Genomic DNA, 22,796 nt, shown 5'->3' with positions numbered 1-22,796 from the left:
TCGTCCTCGGCTTGGTTACTTTCGCGGCAGAACTTTCGGACCGTCAAGATGCGTGCAGCTACTACCTGAAAGGGGTTGCTGCGACTTAGAGTGACGTCGTTCCTTTTGCAACAGAAGGAATGGGGAGAGGGGTTGGCAATGACCGCGAAGGCGGACACCTGGGTGCCGCTCAGTTCGGGCGAGCGCGCCGTGGCGTTGGAGGTGCTCACGTGTGGGCCGTTGTCGCGCAGTGAGCTGGCGCGGCGCCTCGACTTGTCGGCGGGCAGTCTCACCCGGCTGACCAAGCCGCTGATCGAGTCGGGTCTGCTGGTCGAGGCACCGGAAGGGCCTGGCCGCCCGGAGTCCCGTCAGGGCCGTCCTTCCCGGCCCCTGGACATCGTGGCCGAGTCCCGCGCCTTCGCCGGATTCAAGATCACCGAGGACACGGTCTACGGCGTCGTCACCACGCTCAGGAGCGACATCGTGGCCTGCCGCGACGCGCCCCTCGCGGGTCGTGAACCGGATCAAGTCGTCGCGGCCATCGGTGAGTTGACCGATGCGTTCGCCCGTGAGTTTCCTTCGCTGTGCGGGATCGGGATCGGGATCGGTGGCCGCGCGCAGGACCGTTCGGTCGTCGACGAGTCGGCGTTCCTCGGCTGGCGGGACGTGCCGCTCGGGCGGCTCGTGCGCGAGCGCACCGGGCTGCCCGCGGTCGTCGACAACGATGTGAGCGCCCTCGTCGAGGCCGAGCGCTGGTTCGGGGCGGGCCGGGGCCTGGACCGGTTCGCCGTGCTCACGATCGGTGCGGGGCTCGGGTACGGCCTGGTCAGCGGGGGCCGGCGGGTGGAGACCGCCGAGGACGGGCTCGGGGTGGGCCGCTTCTGGATCGTCGATCCGTCCGGTCCGCTGTCCCCCGACGGCCGGCGCGGCAGCGCCGTCTCCCTCCTCACGATCCCGGGCATCCGCCGCCAAGTCCAGGCCGCCACGGGTGAGGACGCCACGTACGAGGGGATCCTCACGCGCGCCGTCGAGGGCGAGCCGCTCCCGGCCCGAGTGGTCGACGAGGCGGCCCGCGCGCTCGGCACGCTCGTCGCGCAGATCGCGAACTTCGCGATGCCGCAGAAGATCCTGCTCGCCGGCGAGGGGGTCGGCCTCGTCGATGTGGCGGCGCCCGTGATCGAGGAGGCGATCCGCGCGAACCGCCACCCAAGGGCCGACCCGGTGAATCTGGAGACCAAGGTCTCCGACTTCCACGACTGGGCGCGCGGCGGGGCCGTCCTTGCGATTCAGGTCCTGGTCCTGGGGGCCGGCGAATCGGGACCCGGCCCCCAGGCCGCCGAGCAGCCACGGATACCGTCTCCCCGATGAAGTCCGGCAAGATCCAAGAGGCGGTACGCATGGTCGACGCGACACCCGAGGCCCCAACAGCCCCCGGCCTCACCGAGGTTGAGACCCACGGTGTCGAGCGGATTCCCGACGCGGACCGCACGGCCGGTCCCCTCGACCTGTTCCGTCTCGCCTTCGGCGGCGCGAACACCTTCGCCACGTGTGTGCTCGGCGCGTTCCCGATTCTGTTCGGCCTGTCCTTCTGGCAGGGGCTCGCCGCGACGGTCCTTGGTCTTGTGGCGGGCGCGCTGCTGCTGGCGCCGATGTCCGTGTTCGGCCCGGCCAACGGCACGAACAACGCGGTGTCCTCGTCGGCCCACCTCGGCGTGCACGGCCGCGTCGTCGGCTCGTTCCTGTCGCTGCTCACGGCGATCGCGTTCTTCTCGATCTCCGTGTGGTCGTCCGGCGACGCGCTGATCGGTGCGGCGCACCGGCTGGCGGGTCTGCCCGAGTCGGACGTCTCGTACGGGGTCGCGTACGCGGTGTTCGCGGGGCTCGTCCTGACGGTGTGCGTGTACGGGTTCCGGTTCATGCTGTTCGTGAACAAGATCGCGGTGCTTGCCGCGTCGGCGCTGTTCGTGCTCGGTGTGTTCGCCTTCGCCCGGGACTTCGACCCCGGCTACACGGGTTCGTTCGCGTCCACGTCGACGCCGATGTTCTGGCCTTCGTTCATCGGCTCGGCGCTGATCGTGCTGTCCAACCCGGTGTCCTTCGGCGCGTTCCTCGGTGACTGGTCGCGCTACATTCCGGCGGCCACGCCGCGCGGGCGGGTCATGGCAGCCGCGTTCCTCTCGCAGATCGCGACGCTGCTGCCGTTCCTGTTCGGCCTCGCCACCGCCTCGGTGATCGCAGCGAAGGCGGGGAAATACCTGGACCCGGCGGCCCCGAACTACGTGGGCGGACTCCTTGCCGTCTCCCCCGGCTGGTACTTCCTCCCCCTGTGCCTGATCGCGCTGATCGGCGGGATGGCGACGGGCACGACCGCGCTGTACGGCACGGGCCTCGACTTCTCCTCGGTGTTCCCCCGCTTCAGCCGGGTGCAGGCGACGGTCTTCATCGGTTCGCTGTCGATCGCGTTCATCTTCGTCGGCCGGTTCGCCCTGAACCTCGCCCAGTCGATCTCGACGTTCGCCACGCTCATCATCACGTGCACCGCGCCGTGGATGATCGTCATGGCTCTCGGCTACGTGACCCGGCGCGGCTGGTACGACGCGGAGGCCCTCCAGGTCTTCAACCGGCGCCAGCGGGGCGGGCGTTACTGGTTCACGCACGGCTGGAACTGGCGCGGACTGACGGCGTGGCTGGTCTCGGCGTGCCTGGCGCTGCTGTTCACGAATCTGCCGGGGCAGTTCGTCGGCCCGCTCGGGAAGCTCGCGGGCGGCACGGACATCTCCCTCCCGGTCGGCCTCGCCCTCGCCGCCGTCGTCTATCTGGCCCTGCTGTTCGCCTTCCCGGAACCGCGCGCGGTGTATGGACCGGACGGGCCGCGTCTGGTGCGTGCTTCGGACGCAGAGGTGCCCCCGATTACGGGGGATGTTCCGACGGTGACACCGGACGGCACCATGTGACGGCACGTTTGTGCCCCAACCTGTGGCCCGTATACACCAGTTGGGGTGCGGCCGGGTGCCGGGCCACGGCCGATGACATAATCCCCGAACCCCTACCCGCGGGAGTCACGCATGTCGGCACCGTCCTCCGAGAACCGTATCGACACGAGCCGGCCGCACCCGGCCCGTGTCTACGACTGGCTGCTGGGCGGCAAGGACCACTACCCCGTGGACCAGGAGGTGGCGCAGAAGCTGCCGCCTGAGGCGCGGCAGAACGCCCTGCGCAACCGCGCGTTCATGCACCGCGCCGCCGCATGGCTGGCAGGCGACGGTATCGACCAGTACCTCGACATCGGCACGGGCATCCCGACCGAGCCGAACCTCCACCAGATCGTGCAGGGCATCGTGCCGTCGGCGCGGGTCGCCTACGCGGACAACGATCCGATCGTGCTGCGGCACGCGGAGGCCCTGCTGGTGAGCCACTCGGCGGGGGCCACCGACTACATCCAGGCGGATGTCCGCCGGCCCGGCCGGATCCTCGATCACGCGCGTACGTTCCTGGACTTCTCCCGTCCCGTCGCCCTGTCGATGATCGCGCTGATGCACTTCATCGGCGACGACGAGGACCCCTACGGCCTCACCCGGACGCTCATCGACGCGCTGCCGTCCGGCAGCTACCTGGTGCTGTCGCACGGCACCGCCGACGAGCATCCGCATCTGGTGAAGTCGGTGACCACGACCTACCGCAAGGGCGAGATTCCGCTCTGGATGCGCACCCGGGCCGAGGTCGAGCCGTTCTTCGAGGGTCTGGAACTGGTGGAGCCCGGGCTGGTGACGGCGACCAAGTGGTACAAGTCGGGGCCCGCGCCCGCCGAGGAGCTGAGCGGGTTCCATGTCGGCGTCGCCCGCGTTCCGTAGATCACGTGGTGCGCTGACAGGATGGCTGCGACACAGGCCCGTCCCCGTAGCGAAAGAGGCCGCCGTGGAAGAGCGTGAACTGGACCACCTGCGTCGGTGTGTGGAGCTGGCCGCCGAGGCGTTGGACGCCGGTGACGAGCCGTTCGGCTCCGTGCTGGTGGACGGCGCCGGGAAGGTCCGGGCCGAGGACCGCAACCGGATCGCCGACGGTGACTCGACCCGGCATCCCGAGTTCGAGCTCGCCCGCTGGGCAGCCGGGCACCTGACCCCCGAGGAGCGGGCCCACTCCACCGTGTACACCTCCGGCGAGCACTGCCCCATGTGCTCGGCGGCGCACGCCTGGGTCGGGCTCGACCGGATCGTGTACGTGGCGTCCTCGGCGCAGTTGTCCGGGTGGCTGGCCGAATGGGGGCGGCCCCAGGGCCCCGTGAATTCCCTGCCCGTGCAGGACATCGCCCCGTCGGTCAAGGTCGAGGGGCCGGTGGACGAACTGGTGCCAGCGGTGAGGGAGTTGCACCGCCGACTGGCGCAGGGGGCCTGACCAGGCCTGACCCTCCGGGCCGTCAGCCGAGGCCCAGCTCCCGCTCCCCCAGCGGCGCGAAGTAGCGCTCCACGTCTGCGTCCCCGACTCCGGCCAGTGTCGCCGGGGACCACTTCGGGTCGCGGTCCTTGTCGATGATCTGGGCGCGGATGCCCTCGGGCAGGTCGTGGGTGTCGAGGGCCGCACAGATCACCCGGTACTCCTGGTCGAGGGCCTGCTCCAGCGTGTCGAGGCGGGCCGCGCGGCGCAGGGACTCATGTGTCGCCTTCACGGCCATCGGCGACCGGGAGAGGATCAGGTCCGCCGCCTCCTTGGCGGCGACATCACCGGTGGCGAAGAGCCGCTCGACGATCTCCTCGACGGTGTCCGCGGCGTAGCACTCGTCGATCCATGTGCGCTGCTCGGCGAGGACTCCGGGCGGTGCCTGCTGCGTGTGGCGTGCGACGGCGTCTTCCGCCTCCGCCAGCTCGCGCAGGAGCCGGGGCAGTGCCTCGGACGGTACGTAGTGGTCGGCGAGGCCGCACAGCAGCGCGTCGGCCGCGCCGACCGGCATGCCGGTGAGCGCGAGGTGGGTGCCGAGGTGTCCGGGCGCGCGTGTGAACAGGTACGTGCCGCCGACGTCGGGGACCAGGCCGATGCCGACCTCGGGCATCGCGACCTTCGAGCGTTCGGTGACGATGCGGATGCCGGCGTGCGCCGAAAGCCCTACGCCGCCGCCCATGACGATGCCGTCCATGACGGCGACGTAGGGCTTCGGGTAGTGCGCGATATGGGAGTTGAGCCGGTACTCGTCCCGCAGGAAGGCCTGCGCCGCACGGTGGTCACCGCTGCGAGCGTCGTCGTGGAAGAGCCGGATGTCGGCCCCGGCGCACAGACCCCGCTCCCCCGCCCCCTGGAGCACGACGGTCCCGACGGCGGGGTCCCCCGCCCAGGTGTCGAGCGCCTCGGCGATCGACCGCAGCATGGTGTGGGTGAGGGAGTTCAGGGCGCGCGGCCGGTTCAGGGTGAGGTACGCGGCGCGTCCCTCAACGGCCCGCAGCACGGGGGCGTCATCGGAGCTCAACGGTGGTTCCTTCCGGTGAAGATCACGGCAGGACCATCTCTATCACCTGCGGCGGCACTCACCTGCGGCGCAGCTGACGACGGAGCGAACAGGGGTTCCCGCAATTGAAATTGCGAGGTACGTTTGTGCAATCGCACTTGCAGATTGCCTCTCTCTCAGAAAGCAACGCCCGTGCCTTCACCTCGCACCCCCAAGAACCCCGGCCAGGCCGACTGGCTGGGCGACGCCCTGCCCGACGTACGCCTGTCCAAGGCGCAGACCCGCGTCGTCGATGTCATCGTGCGCAACCCGCAGCTCGCCTCGTACGCGGAGATCGCGCAGATCGCCGAGCGGGCGGACGTGAACAGCTCCACGGTCGTCCGGGCCGCCCAGACCCTGGGCTACCAGGGCTGGCCCGACCTTCAGCGGGAGCTGCGGGCACGCTACCTGGTGCAGATCTCGACCGAGGACACGCTCACCGAGCACGGCGAGCACCGCAGCCCGCTGCACGACGCGCTGACGCACGACCTCGACAATCTGCGCCAGACCCTCGAGAGCAATTCCGCTGCGGAGGCCGAGGCCGCCATCGCGGCGCTGGCGCAGGCCCGGTCGATCCTTGTCATCGGCGTCGGCTCCTTCTCGGGTCCCGCCACGGTGATGGCACACCTCGGCTCCACCATGGGCTACCCGATCACGCTGGAGAACCGGGCCGGTGTGCACCTGGCCTCGGCCGTGAACAGCGTCGGCCCCGGTGATGTGCTGCTGGTGGTCAACATGTGGCGCTCCACGAAGCAGGTCATCGCCGCCGCGGAGGCCGCCCACGAGGCCGGGGCCACCGTCGTCGCCATCACCGACATGCGCCGTGGGCGGCTTGCCACCTCGATCGCCGACCACCTGCTGATCGTGCCGTCCGAAGGCATCTCGTTCTTCCAGTCCGTCACCGCCGCCACGTCGGTCGTCTACGGGCTGCTCGCCGGGATGCAGGAGGCGCGGCCCGAGCGCAGCCGTGCCGCGATCCGCCGCACCCAGCAGTTGTGGCGGGACCTGGACATCTATCTCGACTGACATCTCCGGGCGGCGGGGCTCCGCGCCTCTCCGCCGCCTCCCTCCCGCAAGGAGCACAGATGAGTAAGCACATCGCCGTCGTCGGCCTCGGGTCGATGGGCGGTGCCATGGCCACCGCCCTGGTCGCCGCCGGCTGGCGGGTTCGTGGGTACGACCCCTCCGCCGCGGCGCGGGCCACCGCCCAGGAAGCCGGTGTGGACACCGTCGACACGCTCGAGGAGCTCGCCGGCACGCCGTACGTGGTGCTGTCCCTGCCGTCGGCCCAGGTCGTCGAGGCGAGCCTGCCCGTGCTGCTGGCCCGCCCGGGCACGGTGGCCGTCGTGGACACCACGACGTCGCAGCCGGACACCTCGGCCGCGTGTGCGGTGCTCGCGGCGGAGCGGGGTGTGTCCTTCGTCGACGCGCCCGTCTCGGGTGGGCGCACCGGCGCCGTGACCGGTGGGCTGACCGCGTTCGTGGGCGCCGAGCCGGACGCCCTCGATGCCGCGCGGCCCGTCCTGGACGCCCTCACTGGCGGCCAGTTCCGACACCTCGGCGGCCCCGGCTCGGGCAACGTGGTGAAGCTGCTCAACAACATGCTGGCCGCGGTCAACCTGGTGGCGGTCGGCGAGGCCCTGTCCGTCGCGAAGTCCTACGGCGTCGACCCGGCGGCCTCCGCCGCCGGCATCAGTGGCGCGTCCGGTGCCAGCAAGGCGTCCGCCGCCATGTATCCGGACTGGGTGCTCAGCGGCACGTACGACTCCGGGTTCTCGCTCGGCCTGATGGCGCGCGATGCCGCCCTGGCCGTCGAGACCGCGAAGCACCGCGGTGAGACACCTCGGCTGCTGGCCGCCGCGAGCGAGCGGTGGCAGGAGGCCCTGGCCGAACTGGGCCCGGCCGCCGACTTCTCCGAGATAGCCCGCACCGTCGCACCGACCCTCACGCGTTAAGGACCGACGCACCATGAACACCACGACTTTCTCCATCGGCTCGGCCACCTCCGGTGCCGCCACTGCCCGCGCGGCCCTGGACGCCCACTTCCCGCAGGGCCTCGGCTCGTTCGTCGACGGCCGTGTCGTCCCCGGCCGCGGCGACGCCGTCCGCCTCACGTCCGCCGCCACCTCCGAGTGGGTGGCCGACTACGCCGACGCCGGTACGGAGGGCGCCGACGCCGTCCTCGCGAGCGCGGTCCGCGGGGCCGAGGTGTGGGCCGCCACCGACCCCTTCGAGCGGGCGGCGATCCTGCGCGAGGTCTCCCGCACCGTCGCCGAGCACGTCGAGGAACTCGCGGCGCTGGAGTCCGCGACCACGGGCAAGCCGATCCGTGACACCCGAGGGGAGGCCGCCAAGGTCGCCGAGATGTTCGGCTACTACGCGGGCTGGGCGGACAAGCTGCTGGGACACACCATCCCGGTTCCGGGCAACTGGCACACGTACACCGAGCGGGTCCCGTGGGGTGTCGTCGTGGCGATCACGCCGTGGAACGCGCCGCTGTTCACCGGAGGTTGGAACTCGGCGGCGCCGCTCGCCGCCGGCAACGCGGTCGTCGTCAAGCCCAGCGAGTTCACGCCCGCCTCGACCATGCGCCTGGCGCAGCTGGCCCACCGGGCCGGTCTGCCGGACGGCGTGTTCAACGTCGCCACCGGCCTGGGCTCCACGGTCGGCGCCACCCTCACCAGCGACGCGCGCGTCGGCAAGGTGTCCTTCATCGGCTCGGTGGGCACGGGGCGGCGGGTGGCCGTCACTGCGGCGGCCGCCGGCATCCCGACGGTCCTCGAACTCGGCGGCAAGAGCGCCAACATCGTGTTCGCCGACGCGGATCTCGACCGGGCGGCGGACGGCGCCGTGTCCGCGATCTTCTCGGGGGCCGGGCAGTCGTGTGTGGCCGGTTCGCGGCTGCTGGTGGAGCGGTCGGTGCACGCCGATTTCGTGGCGCGTGTCGCGGAGCGGGCGGCCCGGCTGCGGGTCGGCGATCCGCTCGACCCGGGGACCGAGGTCGGCCCGATCATCACCGAGTCGCAGTTCGCCACGGTCACCTCGCTCGTCGAGGCGGGCATCGCGGGCGGCGCCCGCCGCGCCACGGCGGCGAGCCTGCCCACCCAGGTCACCAACTCTGCGCTCGCGGACGGGCGTTGGGTTCTTCCCACGGTGCTGGACGGGGTCAGTCCCGCCAATGTGCTGGAGACCACCGAGGTGTTCGGTCCGGTCGTCGGGGTCGACTCCTTCTTCACCGAGGCCGAGGCCATCGAGCGTGCCAACGCCACCACCTTCGGGCTGGCCGGCGCGGTGTGGACGCAGGACGTCGCGCGGGCCCACCATGTGGCTCGCTCCGTGAAGGCAGGTACCTTCTGGATCAACTCGTACAAGACGATCCACGTGGCCGTGCCCTTCGGTGGCTTCGGTGACTCCGGGCACGGCCGGTCCTCCGGCCCCGGCGTACTGGACGAGTACACCCAGACCAAGGCCGTGTGGACGCCCACGCGTGCCGCCGGTTCCCCGTTCCCGTCGCTGAGCTACTGAGGAGTCCTTCATGAGCCAGACACACACCGTCGCCAAGGGCGACCGACTCAAGAAGGACACCTCCGCCGGTGTCACCAAATGGGAGAGCCAGGTGCTGTCCCTGGCCCGCTCCCTGCACGCCCGTCCCGAGCTCTCCTTCGAGGAGACCGAGTCCGCGGCGGCGATCACGGCGCTGCTCGCCGAGGGCGGGTTCACGGTCGAGCACGGCACCGGAGGCCTGCCCACCGCGTTCACGGCGACCGCGGGCAGCGGCGATCTGACGGTGGCGCTGTGTGTCGAGTACGACGCGCTGCCCGGCGTCGGCCACGCCTGCGGGCACAATCTCATCGCCGGTGCGTCGGTGGCCGCGGCGCTGGCCCTGGCCCCGTACGCCGACGAGTTGGGCATCACACTCAAGGCCATCGGCACCCCGGCGGAGGAGCACGGCGGCGGCAAGACACTCATGCTGGAGGCGGGCGCGTTCGACGGTGTGGGCCTGGCACTGATGGTGCATCCGGTGCAGGACGGTGTCTCGTACAACCCGGCGGGGACCACCGCGCAGGCGGTCGGCCGCTACCGTGCCGTGTTCTCCGGCCGGGCCGCGCACGCCGCTGCCGCGCCCCACCAAGGTGTGAACGCCGCCGACGGAGCCACCATCGCCCAGGTCGCCATCGGGCTGCTGCGCCAGCAGATCCCCGGTGACCATCGCGTGGCGCTGTTCGTCTCCGAGGCCGGCGTGGCCACCAACATCATCCCCGAGCGGGCCGTCGTCGACTTCGAGTGCCGGGCGTTCACCCTGCCCGAGTACGAGGCGCTCCTCGCCCGCGTGCGGCGGTGCTTCGAAGGGGCCGCCCTGGCGAGCGGCACCGAGGTGGTGATCGAGGCGACCGAGCCGCTGTACGAACCGCTCGTGCAGGACGACGCGTTGGCCGGGTACTGGACGGCCGCGATGGAGTCGTTCGGGCGTGACACCACGTCCGGCGGCCGGCTCGGCGGCGGGTCGACCGACATGGGCAACGTCAGCCAGGTCATCCCGAGTCTGCACCCCTGGCTGAGCATCCCCGGGGCCGAAGTGCCCATCCACTCCCACGGATTCGCCGCCGTCGCCGACACCGACGCGGCGTACGAGCTGATGCTCGAAGCGGCCCGCGCGCTCGCCTGGACCGTCGTCGACGCGGCGGGCGATCCGGAGCAACGCGCCCGGTTCGTCGAGGCCGCCTTCCACCGTGACATCAGAAGGGCCGGGTGACGACATGTCCACCCTCGTCAAGCCGAACGACCGCGGCACGCGGACACGTCAGACGCTGCCGATCGCCGGGCTCGCCCTGGTGATCGCACTGGTCGTGCAGTTCATCGGTGAACTCGACATCGACCTGGGCATCGGCTCCATCATCATCTTCCCCATGGTGTGGGGCCTGTTGCTGGGCCTGCTGGTGTCGATCCAGAAGTTCCGGCCGCTGGGCATCGACCTGCAGAAGGTGGCGGCCGCGCTCGTCGGCGTCGCCGTGATGATCCTGGTCGCCCGGCTGGCGTTCAACATCGGTCCCAGTCTGCCGACGCTCGCCGACGCCGGTCCCGCGCTGCTGCTCCAGGAGATCGGGCATCTGCTCGGCACGGTCGCCATCGCGCTGCCGCTCGCCGTGCTGCTGCGGATGGGCAAGGCGACGGTGGGCGCCACGTTCTCGCTGGACCGCGAGCCGTCGTTCGCGATGGTCTCGGAGAAGTACGGTCCCGACTCCGATCAGTACCGCGGCGTGCTCGCCATGTACGTGTTCGGCACGATGTTCGGAGCGGTCTTCATCACGCTCCTGACCTCGCTGGTGTCGAACTGGGGCATCTTCGACCCGCTGGCCCTGGCGATGGGCGCCGGTGTCGGTTCCGGGTCGATGATGGCCGCGTCCTCCGCCAGCATCGTGGCCGCCTACCCCGGCGACGAGCAGGCCATCCTGGGCATGGCCGCGGTCTCCAACCTGATCACGACGATCCTCGGTGTCTACGTGGGCATCTATCTCGCGCTGCCGCTGGCCGACCGCTTCTACCGCTTCCTGACGCGTGGTGGGCGTACGGAGGCGGCGGTGGGCGCACAGGCCGAGCCGGTCGAGACGGAGCAGAGCGCTGCGGAGAACCGCGCGTTCCGCGAGCAGGTGGCCTCGGCGGCGGGAGAGATCAAGCTCCCGCTGTGGCTGTCGCTCGGTGTGCTGACGGTTCTCGGCCTCGGCACCGCCTCCGTCGCGGCCGGGCACGTCAGCCTGGACATCATCGGCGGTTACGCCGTGCTGCTGGCCCTGGTGCTGGTCGGGCTCGTGCTGGCCAAGGTCAGCCGGAAGGTCTCGGCGATCGTGTGGATCACCACCGTCGGCGCGTACGTGTCCAGTCCGTGGTTCTTCGCCTCGGACACACTGAACCGCCTGGTGTCGTCGGTGGACTTCCTGTCCATCGCGACGATCATGCTGACGCTGGCGGGGCTCTCCCTCGGCAAGGATCTGCCGCTGCTACGCCGCATCGGGTGGAAGATCGTCCCGGTCGGGCTCGTGGCCATCACCGCGTCGTTCCTGCTCTCGGTCGTCATCGCCGAGTTCACGCTCGGGGCGTGGGGCTAGCTAGGGTCCGTCGTCCTGGCCAGGCCCCTGGGCCTGTCGTCCGGGCCAGGGTCCAGGGTCTGTCGTCCGGGTCAGGCCCCGACGACTCCTCACGACACCCCCGCATGCACCGCTCGGACAGGCCGCTCGTGCTCGGCGCGAGCGGCCTCGAGCAGCCGCCGCCACGAGGTGACGGTCGGCCGCCGGCGCAGCAGCGCGCGGCGCTCACGCTCGGTCATCCCGCCCCAGACTCCGTGCTGGATGCGCTGATCCAGCGCGTGGGCCAGGCATTCGGTCTTGATCACGCATCCGCCGCAGATGCGCTTGGCGCTGCTCTGCGCTGCCCCCTCGACGAACAACTCGTCCGGGTCCGTTGTCCGGCAGGCCGCCTGCTCCCACCTGGAAAGCTGCTCATCGCGCACTACTGCCGCCCCCTTTTCCGTGTCGCCTCTCAGCGTAGCCGAGTCGTCACTTTAGGCCATACGTGCAGCTCGCGCACCCCACCCCCTCTGAACGCACGGTCAATTGACGATGAGAAACGGACAAAAGGTGCGCCGTTCTGGTCAGTTGCCCGTCGTCGCTCCCACGGCCTCGCGGCGCACGACGTCGACCAGGGAGCGGTCCGTGATCTTGAGAGCGGGCGAGACGGCGAGGGTCAGCGTCGACACGCTCATGAACGGGTTGAGGTGGCGCCAGCCCCAGCTCTCCAACGCTCCCCGCACCGCGGCCGCCTGGTCGGCGACGTCCCCTGCCGGGCGAGCCGACAGCACGCCGCCCACGGGCAGCGGCATGCGTGCCGCGATCGACTCGCCCTCGGCTCCGCCGACCACGGCGACGCCTCCCCCGTCCGCGACGACGGTCGCAGCGGCGGCGGCCATGGCGGCGCGGGAGGTGCCGATGGTCAGGAGGTTGTGGCTGTCGTGGGCGTACGTCGAGGCCACAGCGCCGGCGGTCAGTTCGCGGCCGAGGAGGGGCGCGAAGACCGCGCCCTCGCGCCCGTAGCGGTTACGGACGCGCACGAGGGTGGTGCGGCCCTCCCACCGCACCTCACCACCGAGGACCGGGAGTTGGACCTCCGCCGCCTCGGTGTAGGTGTCACGCTCGTTGACCCGCATGGCGCGGAAGGTGTGCTCCCCGTCGGGCAGGTCGACGGTCCAGCGGAACGCGTCGGCGTCCTGCGGTTCGACGTCGATGCGGCTGCCGAGCGGCGCGACGGCCGGGGCATCGGCGCCCGCATCCGAGCGGGCGGGCGCGCCGCCTCGGCCCACCACCCGGCCGCCGGACAGCACCAACGCCGGGTCGAACGAGGCGAGTTCGCCGCGCAGCAGCACCAGGTCGGCGCGCTTGCCCGGCGAGACGACGCCGCGGTCGTGGAGGCGCAGGCGCTGGGCCGGCGTCCACGTCAGGGCCTTGAGGACGACGTGTGCGGGGAATCCGGCGGCCACGGCCACGCGTGCGATGTGGTCGAGGTGGCCCTTGTCGACGATGTGGTCGGCGGCGAGGTCGTCGGTCACCAGGCACAGCGGCGGGAGCTGCGGCAGGGCGAGGAGGGCCTCGGCCACCTCTTCGTTGAGGCACTTCTCCTGAAGCATCATCGTCATGCCGAGGCGGGCCTTCTCCAGGACCACCTCGGTGCGGTTCTTGGTGTGGTCGGAGTCCACGCCGGTGGCCAGGTAGGCGCTGAGTTCGGCGCCGGTCAGGTTCGGACAGTGGCCGTCGAGGACGACGTCCTGCGCTCGGGCGGCGGCGGTGATCTCGTGCATGCGGCGGTCGCCCGCGACCACGGCCCGGTAGTCCATGACCTCGCCGAGCGCGATGACTCCGGGCCAGCGCAGCATCTCCGCGATGTCGTCGGCGGACAGCGCGGCCCCTGCGTGTTCCAGGCCCTCCAGGGCGGGCACGCACGAAGGGACGCCCCAGAGCTGGGTCTGGGCGGTCTCGCGGCCGGCGTCGATCATCCAGCGCATGGCGTCGCGCCCGGCGACGTTGACGATCTCGTGCGGGTCGGCGAGGACGGTCGTCGTGCCACGCGCGAGTGTCACCGCGGCGAACTCCTGCGGTGTCAGGAACGCGCTCTCGATGTGCATGTGCGCGTCGACGAAGCCGGGGACGACCAGCATGCCGCTCGCGTCGATCTCCTCACGGGCGTCGGCCGGGGTGCCCGGGGGCAGCACCCCACTGATGGTGTCACCGCGCACGAGGACGTCCGCGGCGAACTCCTCGCCGGTGAAGGTGGACACCACGCGCCCGCCGCTGATCCGGAGGTCATGCTGCTCACTCATGGGGTCGTGCTCCTTCAGAAGGGGGGTGTCACTCGGGGCGAGAGGCCGTCAGGGGACGAGTGTGTAGAAGTAGTAGCCCAGCGGGACCATGACGATCCACAGCGGCCAGGGCACCTCGCGTACCCGGCCGCTGACGGTCTTGACCAGGACGTGGGCCGCGAGCCCGACCGCGATGCCGGTGCCGAAGTTGCCGAAGAACAGCGTCGTCGCGACGGTGAGGGCCGCCGGAATCGCGTTGGTCGGGTCCTTGAAGTCGACGTTCTTGAGGGCGCCGAGCATGTTGAGGCCGATGTAGATCAGCACGGGCGCGGTGGCCGCGGAGGGGATCAGCGTCGCGAACGGCGTGACGAGCAGCAGCAGTCCGAAGCCGCACGCCGCCCACACGGAGGCGAGGCCGGTCTTGCCGCCCGCGTCGGCGGCGGCCGAGGACTCCAGGTAGGCCGTCATCGAGGGGGCACCGACGGCCGAACCGCCCATCACGGAGACCGAGTCGACGAGGAAGGGGCGGCGGGAGCCGGGGATGTTGCCGTCCTTGTCGAGCAGCCCGGCCCGTCCCGAGACGGCGAGGAGGGTGCCGGTCATGGAGAAGAACTCGGAGACGAAGAAGGCGAAGATGTACGGGAAGTACTCCGGTTTGAGCGCGCCGAGGATGTCGATGTGGAAGAGCAGCGGTCCGGGCGAGGCGGGTGCGGCGAAGAGGCTGTCGGGGACGTCCGTGACACCGAGAGGGATGCCGACGATCGTGACGGCGGCGATGGTGATGAGGAACGCGCCGGGCACCTTGCGCGAGGCCAGCGCGGTGAGCAGCAGCAGGCCGCCCAGGGCGAGCAGTCCGGCGGGCTTCGACAGGTCGCCGACGGCGAGGGCGGCCTTGTCGGCGTTGCCGACGACGAGGTCGGCGTCGCGGAAGCCGATGAGGGCGATGTAGAGGCCGAGGCCACCGCTGATGGCGTACTTGAGGTTCATCGGCATCAGGCGCGTGACGAGGTCACGGATGCCGAGCAGGGTCAGCACCAGGAAGGCGACGCCGGACCAGAACACCATGCCGAGTGCGGTGTCCCAGGGGACGTGGTCCTGGCCGACGATGGTGAAGGCGATCAGCGCCACCCCGCCCAGGCCTGGCGCGACGACGAACGGCAGGTTGGCGATGAGGCCCATGGCCAGGGTCGCCAGCGCGATGGCGATGATGACGGCGGTGGTGGCGGCACCGTGCGGCACGCCCGCGCCCGCCAGTTGGCCGGGAACCACGACGACGGCGTAGGCCGCGGCCATGAACATCGAGGCGCCGGCGACGAGTTCCGTACGGGGGCTGCTGCCGCGGCCGCGGACGCGGAAGAGCCGCTCGGTGAGCGACGCGGGCTCGGGAGCGGCGGCGTCGGCCTGCTCCCCGGAGGGCGGAGCGGTGGTGGACATGGGGACCTCGGCGGGATGAGGGGTGGGCAGGGCAGTCTGCGGCGACGTCGGCGCGAGGAATACGCGGGGCGTGCGGGCACCCGGCTGGGTACGGTCTCGGCAACCGGTCTCTGCAACCGGTTGCAGAGACCGGTTGCAGGTATCATGACACGGCATAAAGGGAAAGTGAACAGCGGCCCGGGCAGTTCCTTGGAACGGTTGATGACTCGGGCCGGACCGCAGACACGGCACGGGCAGCAGGGGGCAGCAGTGGCGACGCTCATGGACGTGGCACACGCGGCGGGGGTGTCGAAGGCCACCGCCTCGCGGGCGTTGCACCGCCCCGACATGGTCGCGGAGGGCACTCGGCTGCGGGTGCGCGAGGCCGCGGACCGACTCGGCTTCCAGCTCAACGCCGCGGCCCGCGCCCTGACCACAGGGCGTACAGGGCTCATCGGCCTGATCGTGCCGACGCTCTCCAACCCCTTCTTCGCTCCCCTGGTCATCGGGGCGCAGCAGGCAGCGGAGGACACCGAGAGCCATCTGCTGATCGCCGTGTCGGAGTACGACGCGGAGCGCGAGGCCGCGCTCGCCGACCGGCTGTCCGAGCAGGCCGACGGCCTGATCATGGTGACCCCGGTGGGCACGGACGCGGCGCTGCGCAAGCGCTTCCGGCGCCGGCCGCTGGTGCTCGTCGACCGCCAGGTGGGTCGGCTGCCCGCCGTCGTGGCCGACACGGCGGCGGGCCTGGCCGAACTCCTCGGCCATCTGCTGGACCTCGGCCACCGCGAGATCGCCTACGTTTCCGGTCCCGCGGGCTCCTGGGCGGACGAGCAGCGGCGTTCGGCGCTCACCGCGCAGGCCTCCGAGGCCGGCGCCCGTGTGCAGGTGTTGGGCCCGCTGCCGCCCACGTTCGACGCGGGCATCGAGGCCTCGCGCTCCCTGCCCGGCGCCGCCACGGCCGTCCTCGCGTACAACAGCTATCTCGCGCTGGGGCTGCTGCACGGGCTCGGCAGTACCGGGCGGCGGGTGCCCGAGGACATCAGCCTGGCGGCGGCCGACGACCTGAGCACGCTCGGCGCGACGACTCCCCCGGTGACCGCCCTGGACGTGCCGTTGCAGGAGGTCGGCACGCTCGCCGTGACCCGCCTCCACGAACTGGTCGGCGGGCAGCGGCGCACGGTGACGTCACGGGTTCCGGCGGCGCCGGTGCTCCGCGCGTCGACGGCGCCGCCGCCCCGAAGGTGAGCCGTCGTCCGGTGCCTGGCGGTCCAGTCGGGTGATATCGTCCCGGAGGACTTTTCGGCTTGTAACCATTCAAGGCAGGTGAGGTTAATGATCACGGTAGAGATCGCTGCTGTCGGCAGCTCCCGGGCCATCCTCACGTCCCGGGTCCCGGTCTGAATTCGTTACGTCCCGGGTCCCGGTCTGAATCCGTTGCCCTCCACCTCGCTGTGAGCGCGGGCTCCTCGGCTGTGTCCTCGCCGGACCCCGTCCTCTCCCCCTGCACCGGCGACTGGGCCGGTCTGCGCACCACCGACGCCGCGCAGGCCGAGGTCACTGATCTGGCGCCGGGCGTCGACACGGTGGTCACCAGCGCTGCCACCGGTGTCGGCCCCTCGGGTGCGGGCAAGTCCACGCCGGCCAACGCGCTGCTCGGCGCCGAGGTCCTGGCCACGAGCACTGTCCGGGCCCAGGACGGAAAGGGTCGGCACACCACCGTGCACCGGGAGCTGGTCTCGCTGCCCGGCGGAGGCGTAGTCATCGACGCACCGGGGCTGCCTGGGGTCGGCCTGCAGCACACCGCCGACGGTCTGGAGCAGGTCTTCGCCGACATCGAGCAGCTCGCCCAGGAGTGCGGGTTCCGGGACTGCGGTCACGACCGCGAGCCCGACTGCGCGGCCCAACAGGCGATCCACACCAGCCAGTTGAGCGAGCGCCGCCTGGACAGCCATCGCAAGCTGCTGCGCGAGCATGACTGGGGCGGCCGCCCGAAACGATGCCCGCATGCGGGCCGACCGTACCGACCGGCAGAATTCCATCACCCGCCATCTGCGCGCGACCTACCGCTTCCGCGAGCGCCAGCAACGACGGCGAACCACATCACCACGTACACCTCCACTCCCTCTCCTCTCTGCGAAACGGACCAGCCCCTCCTCATGAACGCCCCCGTCGCCTGGACCACCCGCCCCGAAACCGCCGCCGACATCACCGCGATCCGCGAGGTCAACCTCGGCGCGTTCCCGACCCCGCTGGAGGCCGACCTCGTCGAGGCCCTGCGCACCGACCCGTCCTGGATTCCCGGACTCTCCCTGGTCGCGGAGGCCGCGGACGGCACGATCGCGGGCTTCGCGCTGCTGACCCGCTGCCACATCGACGACAGCCCCGCCCTCGTACTGGGCCCGTGCGCGGTGCTTCCCGCCCACCAGAAGACGGGAGCGGGATCCGCCGCGATCCGCGCCGCCCTCGATGCCGCCCGCGCCCAGGGCGAGAACATCGTCACCTGCCTGGGACACCCCGACTACTACCCGCGGTTCGGGTTCACCCCGGCCTCAGGGCACGGCATCCGCCCCACCTTCGAGGTGCCCGATGAGGCCATGATGGTCCTCGCCCTCGACGCCACCGCTCCCGCCCCGACGGGCACCATCCACTACCCGGCCCCCTTCGGCGTCTGACGGACCCGCGATCCGGTCGGCCCATCGCACGACGGCGATGGGCCGTTACCGGCCGCGGCGGCCCGCGCGTTACAGATCAGCGGCAGTGGCGCAGCTGCTCAGTGGCTCAACGCCGCCGGCGTCGCGTCGAGTTCCAGTGTGTCGCCGACCGCGATCCGGCCCGACGTCACCACGTCCGCGTACACACCGAACAGGACGCCGCGGCCCAGCGTGCTCTGGCCCAGGCCCCGGTAGCCCTTGATCAGGGACAGGGCCCGCACTCCCCCGGAGCCGTCGACCGGGTCGCGGTTCACCGCGCCGCACCGCTTCACCGGGCCCTCGACGCGCAGCACCGCCCCGCCGACGCGCACCGTCCGCCCCTCCCAGGTGTCCTCGGCGTGCGATGCGCCGCCGGAGAAGCCGAGGGTCATGCGAAAGCGTCGGGCGTCGACAGCGTCGAGGTCGGACCTGCGCGCCAGTTCGTCCACGGAGGCGTCGCCGAGCAGGGTGACGGGCCGCAGGTCCACTCCGCCGTTGTCGGCGTCGGGGCGTACCAGGCGGACCGGTTGTCCCACGCGGTCCGAGAGGAGTTCGGCCCACGGTCCCTCGACCACGCGTCCGGGCACCGCGTGGTGCCGGAAGAAGTCGACCTCCAGTACGTCACCGAGGCGCACTTCGCCGGTGACCGCGGTGCCGTCCGGCCCGGTCACGGTCAGCGTTCCGGACTCCGGCGCGTAGTGGGCGGTGTATTCGGCCCAGGCTCCCGTGCGGGTCATGGACAGCAGGTTGCCATCCGCGTCCACCATGAGGAAGGCCCGGTCGCCCGCGACCCCCGTTCTCGTCAGCTCCACCTCGTCGCGCGGCACGACCCCGAGTCCCTTGATGGCGGTGGTCGTCAGCGAGGTGACCTGGAGTGCTGGAACGGGTGTCATGCGTCGGTGCTCCCCTACTTGGCGTACGCCTGCGAGTACAGATCGGCCACGTAATACTTCCCCGGGTCGGTGTTGTCGTCCAGTTGCTTGTTGCGGACGAAGAAGTCACCGAGCTTCTTCAGCCACGTGTCCACCTCGCCGCTCTTGGTCTTGGCGACCAGATCCTTCGTGGAGAGTGTCTCGACGTGTGAGGCGTCTGCCTTGGCCTGGGCCTCGGTGACCTGGAGCATCTTGGCGGTGAGGGCGATGGTCTCCTCGGGGTGTTCCTTGCGCCAGTCGTTGGCCTGCTGGAGCACCTTGATGACCTTCTTGTTCTTCGCCTCGGGCACCTTGTTGCCGGCGACGAACGCGGTGGGGAAGGAGTCCTTGGTGTCCTTGGTGCTCGCTATCTCGTGCAGGCCCGGGACCTTCTTCTTGATGGTGTCGATGGCCGGGTAGAAGAAGCCGGCTCCATCGATCTTTCCGGAGGAGAAGGCCGAGACGATGGTGGACGGGTCCATGTTGACCTTGGTGATGTCCTTCGTCGTCATCCCCGCCTTCGCCAGGGCGATGTTGAGGATCATGTCGCCGGAGGTGCCCTCGGGCACGCCGACCCGCTTGCCCTTGAGGTCCTTCATGGACTTCATGCCGGGCTGCCCGATGACACGGTCGGCATACGTGAGGGTGTCCACGGCGATGACCTTGGACTTGCCGGAAGCGGGCAGCCACATGGCGCCGGGGCCGATGTAGCCGTAGTCGAGGCTGTCGGCGCTGAGGGCCTGGATCTGCACCGGGCCGTTGTTGAAGGCCCTCACCTTCGCGGTGAGGTCCGCCTTCTTCCACAGGTCCTGCTTCTCGGCGATGGCGAGCAGGCTGGCGCCGTTGTAGTCGGCGATGTAGCCGAAACGGACCGTGTTGTCGTCCCCCGAACCGCTGCCGGAGCAGGCGGTGACGGAGAGCGAGAGCAACAGGGCGGCGGGCAGCGCCGTGAGAGTGGTGCGCCTGAACCTGCTTCTGGGCATGCTGAATGTCCTCTCGAGGGTGGTGCGCGGGGTGTGCGAGCGGGAAGGGTGATGGTGTGTCAGGCGGCGTTGGGTGGCGCGTCCTGGTGGTAGACCGAGGTCCACACCTCGTTGCGGATGCGCCGGAACTCGGGTGACAGGCGGATCTGTTCGGTGCGGGGGTAGGGCAGGTCGACCTCGACGACGCGGTGGATGCGGCCGGGCCTCGCGGCCATCACCACGACACGGCTGGCGAGGTAGACCGCCTCGTCCACGTCGTGGGTGATGAACAGGACGGTGCGCTTCTCCTGGCTCCAGGTCGCGAGGAGCTGGTCCTGCAACTGCACCCGGGTCAGAGCGTCGAGCGCACCGAACGGCTCGTCCATCAACAGGACTTGGGGGTCGACGGCGTAGGCGCGGGCGATGGCGCAGCGTTGCTTCATGCCGCCGGACAGCGTCTTGGGCAGGGCGTCGGCGAACTCGTCGAGCCCCACGAGCGCGATGGCCGCTTCGGCGCGGCGACGGCGCTCCGCGGTGGGTACGGAGGCCAACTTGAGCCCGAACTCCACGTTCTGTCGGACCGTCAGCCACGGGAACAGCGCGTACTGCTGGAAGATCACGCCCCGGTCGGGTCCCGGCCCCGACACGGGTGTGCCGTCGACCAAGACGGCGCCCGAGTCGGGTTCCTGGAGTCCGGCGGCCATGCTCATCAGGGTGGACTTGCCGCAGCCCGAGGGGCCGACGACCGTGACGAACTCCTGGTCGGCGATGTCCAGACTGATCCCGTTCAGCGCGGTGAAGGTGGTCCCCTTGAGCGGGAAGGTCTTCACCACGTCCCGAAAGCTGATCTTGCTGTCCATCGTCGTCCCGCCTTGTGCTTCCTTGTCGTTCATCGACGCTCCTGCCAGCCGGTGAGCCGACGTTCGGCCAGCAACAGCAGCCGGTCCATGACGAGCCCGAGCACACCGATGGAGATCAGGGACACGAAGATCGTGTCCATTTCGAACCAGGTGGACGCCTTCTGCATCCGATAGCCCAACCCCTCCTGTGCGCCGATGAGTTCGGCGGCGACCACAGTCGCCCAGGACGCGCCGAGACCGATGCGCATGCCGACGAGGATGAACGGGGTGGAGGCGGGGACGACCACCTTGGCGAAGATGGTCCGGTCCGAGGCTCCGAGCACCCGGGCCGCGTTGATCAGTGTCTTGTCGACGTCGACGACGCCTTGGAATGAGGAGACGACGCAGGCCATGAACGAGGCCAGGAAGATCACGGCGATCTTCGGCACCTCGCCGATGCCGAGCAGCACCACGGCCAGCGGGATCAGCGCGAGCGGCGGGATGGTGCGGAAGAACTGGATGTACGGCTCGACCAGGGCACGCACCGTCGGGTACCAGCCCATGAGGAAGCCGACCGGCACCGCCGCGAGCACACCGAGGGCGTAGCCGGACAGGACGCGACGCAGGCTGGCGAGTGTGTCGTCGGCCAGGGTGCCGTCGGAGATCATGGTGCCGGCCTTCTCGGCCACGGCCGCCGGGGTGGGCAGGTTCTCGACCCAGCCCAGGGCGGCCACGACGGCCCATACGGCTATCCCGGCCGCCACGGCCACGACGTTCAGGATCAGGGGTCGGCCGCGGCCGCGGCGCGGTTGCTGCCGCCGGGTCTCGGTGGTGGTCTTCTGAGCGGGGGTGATCACAGCCATGGATTCCTCGCTGATGGCTTCACGCGTGCTCCTCGGAGACGGGCTGCGGATACTGGGTGAGCAGGGGGGATTCGTGGAGGACGAGGGCGATGCCGCCGAGCGCGCTGCCGGCTTCGCCGAGCGTGGCGCGGCGCAGGTCGACATGGTGGTGGGCCATCGGCATCAGGTGCTTGCGCAGGGTGCGTTCGACCGGGTCGAGGAGGGCGCGTCCCGCCTCGGCGAGTTCGCCGCCGACGACGATGACGCCCGCGCCGACGACGTGACAGACCGCGGCCAGCACTGCGCCGACATCGCCGCCGACGCGTTCCAGCACCGCCAGGGCCGTCGGTTCGGCGGCGTCGACGGCCGCCAGGAATCCGCCGAGGTCCTCGGCCCGGCCGCCGGATTCTCGGTAGCGGCACAGCACGGCGTCGAGTGCGGCGCGGGTCTCAAGGCAGCCGGTGCCGCCGCATTCGCAGGTGCGGCCCATCGGGTCCACGGTGATGTGTCCCAACTCGCCGGACAGGCCGTACCGGCCGCGGTGCAGCGCGCCGCCCACGACCAGGCCGCCGCCGACGCCGTGCGAAAGGCGCAGGTAGAGCACGTCGCTGCTGTCGGCCGCCGCGCCCCAGACCGCTTCGGCGAGGGCGGCGAGCCGGGTGTTGTTGTCCAGCAGGACCGGCACACCGAACCGTTTGCGCAGCAGGTCGGGCAGGCCGTCGATGCCCTGGGCGTGGGCGTGTTCGCTGCCGGGGTCGGCGATCGGTCCGACCACACCCACCCCGATGGCGGTGAGCGGGTCGAGGTGCACGCCACGGGACCGGCCCTGGCCACCGGCCTCGTCCGCATCGGCATCGGGCGGGCCGGTGGCCAGGGCGTCGAGGAGCCGTTCCGCGAGTTCGACGCGTTCGGGCCAGGAGAGGTCGGGGGCGTGTGACTCACTCGCCGAACCGACCACCTCATGGGCGAAGTTGACGGCCGCGACGTGCACGGCGCGGCGCGCGAAGTCGATGCCGACCGCCTCGCCCGCGGCCGGGTTGAGGCTGAGCTTCTCCACCGGGCGGCCGCGCTTTCGGGTCTCGACCTGCGGAGTGCTCGCGACGACGGCGCCGCTGCCCACCAGGGCGGCGACGATGTCGTGGAGCGTGGTGCGGGAGAGTCCGCTGCGGATGCCCAACTCGGCGCGGCTCAGCGGGCCCTGCTTGCGCAGCAGCTCGAGAACGGACTGTTCGTGGCCGCGCCGGAGCCGCGTCAGCGGGCCGTCGTGTTCGTGCATGCCGCACAGCATGTGAGGGCCGGCGATTTTCGTCAATGAGTCGGAACGAAATACTCGTGCCGGG

General features: G+C 70.8%; 20 protein-coding genes and 1 pseudogene. 12 read left to right on the top strand and 9 right to left on the bottom strand.

What is annotated here, in order from left to right:
• Positions 1-138 precede the first annotated feature (138 nt).
• The 4 genes from ACIRHA_RS09395 to ACIRHA_RS09380 all read left to right on the top strand — a co-directional run bounded on the left by ACIRHA_RS09395 (position 139) and on the right by ACIRHA_RS09380 (position 4,371).
• Entirely contained in the window at positions 139-1,347 is a 1,209-nt protein-coding gene (locus ACIRHA_RS09395; RefSeq protein ID WP_403841927.1) for an ROK family protein, read from the top strand.
• A gap of 29 nt (positions 1,348-1,376) precedes the next feature.
• Positions 1,377-2,933, top strand: coding sequence for a purine-cytosine permease family protein (locus ACIRHA_RS09390; RefSeq protein WP_403842216.1), 1,557 nt, complete (start codon positions 1,377-1,379; stop codon positions 2,931-2,933).
• A gap of 111 nt (positions 2,934-3,044) precedes the next feature.
• Complete coding sequence (locus tag ACIRHA_RS09385; protein WP_403841924.1) at positions 3,045-3,830, top strand: SAM-dependent methyltransferase; 786 nt, start codon at positions 3,045-3,047, stop codon at positions 3,828-3,830.
• 64 nt (positions 3,831-3,894) lie between these two features.
• Positions 3,895-4,371, top strand: coding sequence for a nucleoside deaminase (locus ACIRHA_RS09380; RefSeq protein ID WP_403841921.1), 477 nt, complete (start codon positions 3,895-3,897; stop codon positions 4,369-4,371).
• A 22-nt stretch (positions 4,372-4,393) separates the two neighbouring features.
• Here the strand turns inward: ACIRHA_RS09380 and ACIRHA_RS09375 are convergent, their stop codons facing one another.
• Positions 4,394-5,434, bottom strand: a complete 1,041-nt coding sequence (locus ACIRHA_RS09375) for an enoyl-CoA hydratase/isomerase family protein (protein ID WP_403841919.1) — start codon at positions 5,432-5,434, stop codon at positions 4,394-4,396.
• Between the two features lie 171 nt (positions 5,435-5,605).
• On the opposite strand from ACIRHA_RS09375, the gene ACIRHA_RS09370 reads away from it, so the two are divergent.
• From ACIRHA_RS09370 to ACIRHA_RS09350, 5 genes are read left to right on the top strand one after another with little or no spacing between them, the layout of a single operon-like run.
• Complete coding sequence (locus ACIRHA_RS09370) at positions 5,606-6,478, top strand: MurR/RpiR family transcriptional regulator (protein ID WP_403841916.1); 873 nt, start codon at positions 5,606-5,608, stop codon at positions 6,476-6,478.
• Positions 6,479-6,537: 59 nt separating this feature from the next.
• Positions 6,538-7,407: an NAD(P)-dependent oxidoreductase gene (locus ACIRHA_RS09365; protein ID WP_403841913.1), complete on the top strand. Its 870-nt coding sequence runs from the start codon at positions 6,538-6,540 to the stop codon at positions 7,405-7,407.
• Between the two features lie 13 nt (positions 7,408-7,420).
• Positions 7,421-8,977 (top strand): aldehyde dehydrogenase family protein, encoded by a 1,557-nt coding sequence (locus ACIRHA_RS09360; RefSeq protein ID WP_403841910.1) that lies wholly within the window; start codon positions 7,421-7,423, stop codon positions 8,975-8,977.
• A 10-nt stretch (positions 8,978-8,987) separates the two neighbouring features.
• Positions 8,988-10,205, top strand: a complete 1,218-nt coding sequence (locus ACIRHA_RS09355) for a M20 family metallopeptidase (protein WP_403841907.1) — start codon at positions 8,988-8,990, stop codon at positions 10,203-10,205.
• A 4-nt stretch (positions 10,206-10,209) separates the two neighbouring features.
• The gene (locus ACIRHA_RS09350) at positions 10,210-11,556 is read left to right on the top strand and encodes a DUF3100 domain-containing protein (RefSeq protein ID WP_403841904.1); all 1,347 of its coding nucleotides are present in this window, start codon (positions 10,210-10,212) and stop codon (positions 11,554-11,556) included.
• 89 nt (positions 11,557-11,645) lie between these two features.
• On the opposite strand, the gene ACIRHA_RS09345 is transcribed toward ACIRHA_RS09350, so the two are convergent.
• From ACIRHA_RS09345 to ACIRHA_RS09335, 3 genes are all read right to left on the bottom strand, one after another.
• Complete coding sequence (locus ACIRHA_RS09345) at positions 11,646-11,957, bottom strand: WhiB family transcriptional regulator (protein WP_403841900.1); 312 nt, start codon at positions 11,955-11,957, stop codon at positions 11,646-11,648.
• Positions 11,958-12,098: 141 nt separating this feature from the next.
• A complete protein-coding gene (locus ACIRHA_RS09340) occupies positions 12,099-13,817 on the bottom strand; it encodes an adenine deaminase C-terminal domain-containing protein (RefSeq protein WP_403841897.1) in 1,719 nt (572 codons plus the stop codon).
• Between the two features lie 48 nt (positions 13,818-13,865).
• Positions 13,866-15,230, bottom strand: a complete 1,365-nt coding sequence (locus ACIRHA_RS09335) for an NCS2 family permease (RefSeq protein WP_403841894.1) — start codon at positions 15,228-15,230, stop codon at positions 13,866-13,868.
• A 249-nt stretch (positions 15,231-15,479) separates the two neighbouring features.
• Here ACIRHA_RS09335 and ACIRHA_RS09330 point away from each other — a divergent pair, with 249 nt between their 5' ends.
• The 3 genes and pseudogenes from ACIRHA_RS09330 to ACIRHA_RS09320 all read left to right on the top strand — a co-directional run bounded on the left by ACIRHA_RS09330 (position 15,480) and on the right by ACIRHA_RS09320 (position 17,884).
• Positions 15,480-16,457, top strand: a complete 978-nt coding sequence (locus tag ACIRHA_RS09330) for a LacI family DNA-binding transcriptional regulator (RefSeq protein ID WP_403841891.1) — start codon at positions 15,480-15,482, stop codon at positions 16,455-16,457.
• A 206-nt stretch (positions 16,458-16,663) separates the two neighbouring features.
• Positions 16,664-16,993: pseudogene (gene rsgA / locus ACIRHA_RS09325) on the top strand (GTPase RsgA); the annotation flags it as partial.
• A gap of 375 nt (positions 16,994-17,368) precedes the next feature.
• Positions 17,369-17,884 (top strand): GNAT family N-acetyltransferase, encoded by a 516-nt coding sequence (locus ACIRHA_RS09320; RefSeq protein ID WP_403842213.1) that lies wholly within the window; start codon positions 17,369-17,371, stop codon positions 17,882-17,884.
• 98 nt (positions 17,885-17,982) lie between these two features.
• Here the strand turns inward: ACIRHA_RS09320 and ACIRHA_RS09315 are convergent, their stop codons facing one another.
• The 5 genes from ACIRHA_RS09315 to ACIRHA_RS09295 are packed head-to-tail and all read right to left on the bottom strand — an operon-like array spanning position 17,983 to position 22,744.
• Positions 17,983-18,795, bottom strand: a complete 813-nt coding sequence (locus ACIRHA_RS09315) for an MOSC domain-containing protein (RefSeq protein ID WP_403841888.1) — start codon at positions 18,793-18,795, stop codon at positions 17,983-17,985.
• A gap of 14 nt (positions 18,796-18,809) precedes the next feature.
• Positions 18,810-19,796, bottom strand: coding sequence for an aliphatic sulfonate ABC transporter substrate-binding protein (locus ACIRHA_RS09310; RefSeq protein ID WP_403841885.1), 987 nt, complete (start codon positions 19,794-19,796; stop codon positions 18,810-18,812).
• Between the two features lie 59 nt (positions 19,797-19,855).
• Positions 19,856-20,635, bottom strand: a complete 780-nt coding sequence (locus ACIRHA_RS09305; protein WP_403842211.1) for an ABC transporter ATP-binding protein — start codon at positions 20,633-20,635, stop codon at positions 19,856-19,858.
• 29 nt (positions 20,636-20,664) lie between these two features.
• The gene (locus tag ACIRHA_RS09300) at positions 20,665-21,477 is read right to left on the bottom strand and encodes an ABC transporter permease (protein ID WP_403841882.1); all 813 of its coding nucleotides are present in this window, start codon (positions 21,475-21,477) and stop codon (positions 20,665-20,667) included.
• Positions 21,478-21,496: 19 nt separating this feature from the next.
• Positions 21,497-22,744 carry an ROK family protein gene (locus tag ACIRHA_RS09295; protein WP_403842208.1) on the bottom strand — a complete coding sequence of 416 codons (1,248 nt, stop codon included), beginning with the start codon at positions 22,742-22,744 and terminating at the stop codon, positions 21,497-21,499.
• Positions 22,745-22,796: the final 52 nt, after the last annotated feature.

This window comes from Streptomyces sp. NPDC102360 (genome assembly GCF_044766085.1).
In the GTDB taxonomy this organism is placed as follows: domain Bacteria; phylum Actinomycetota; class Actinomycetes; order Streptomycetales; family Streptomycetaceae; genus Streptomyces.
The sequence above is the reverse complement of the archived record's forward strand: the minus strand, read 5'-3'. Positions and strand labels throughout refer to the sequence as shown.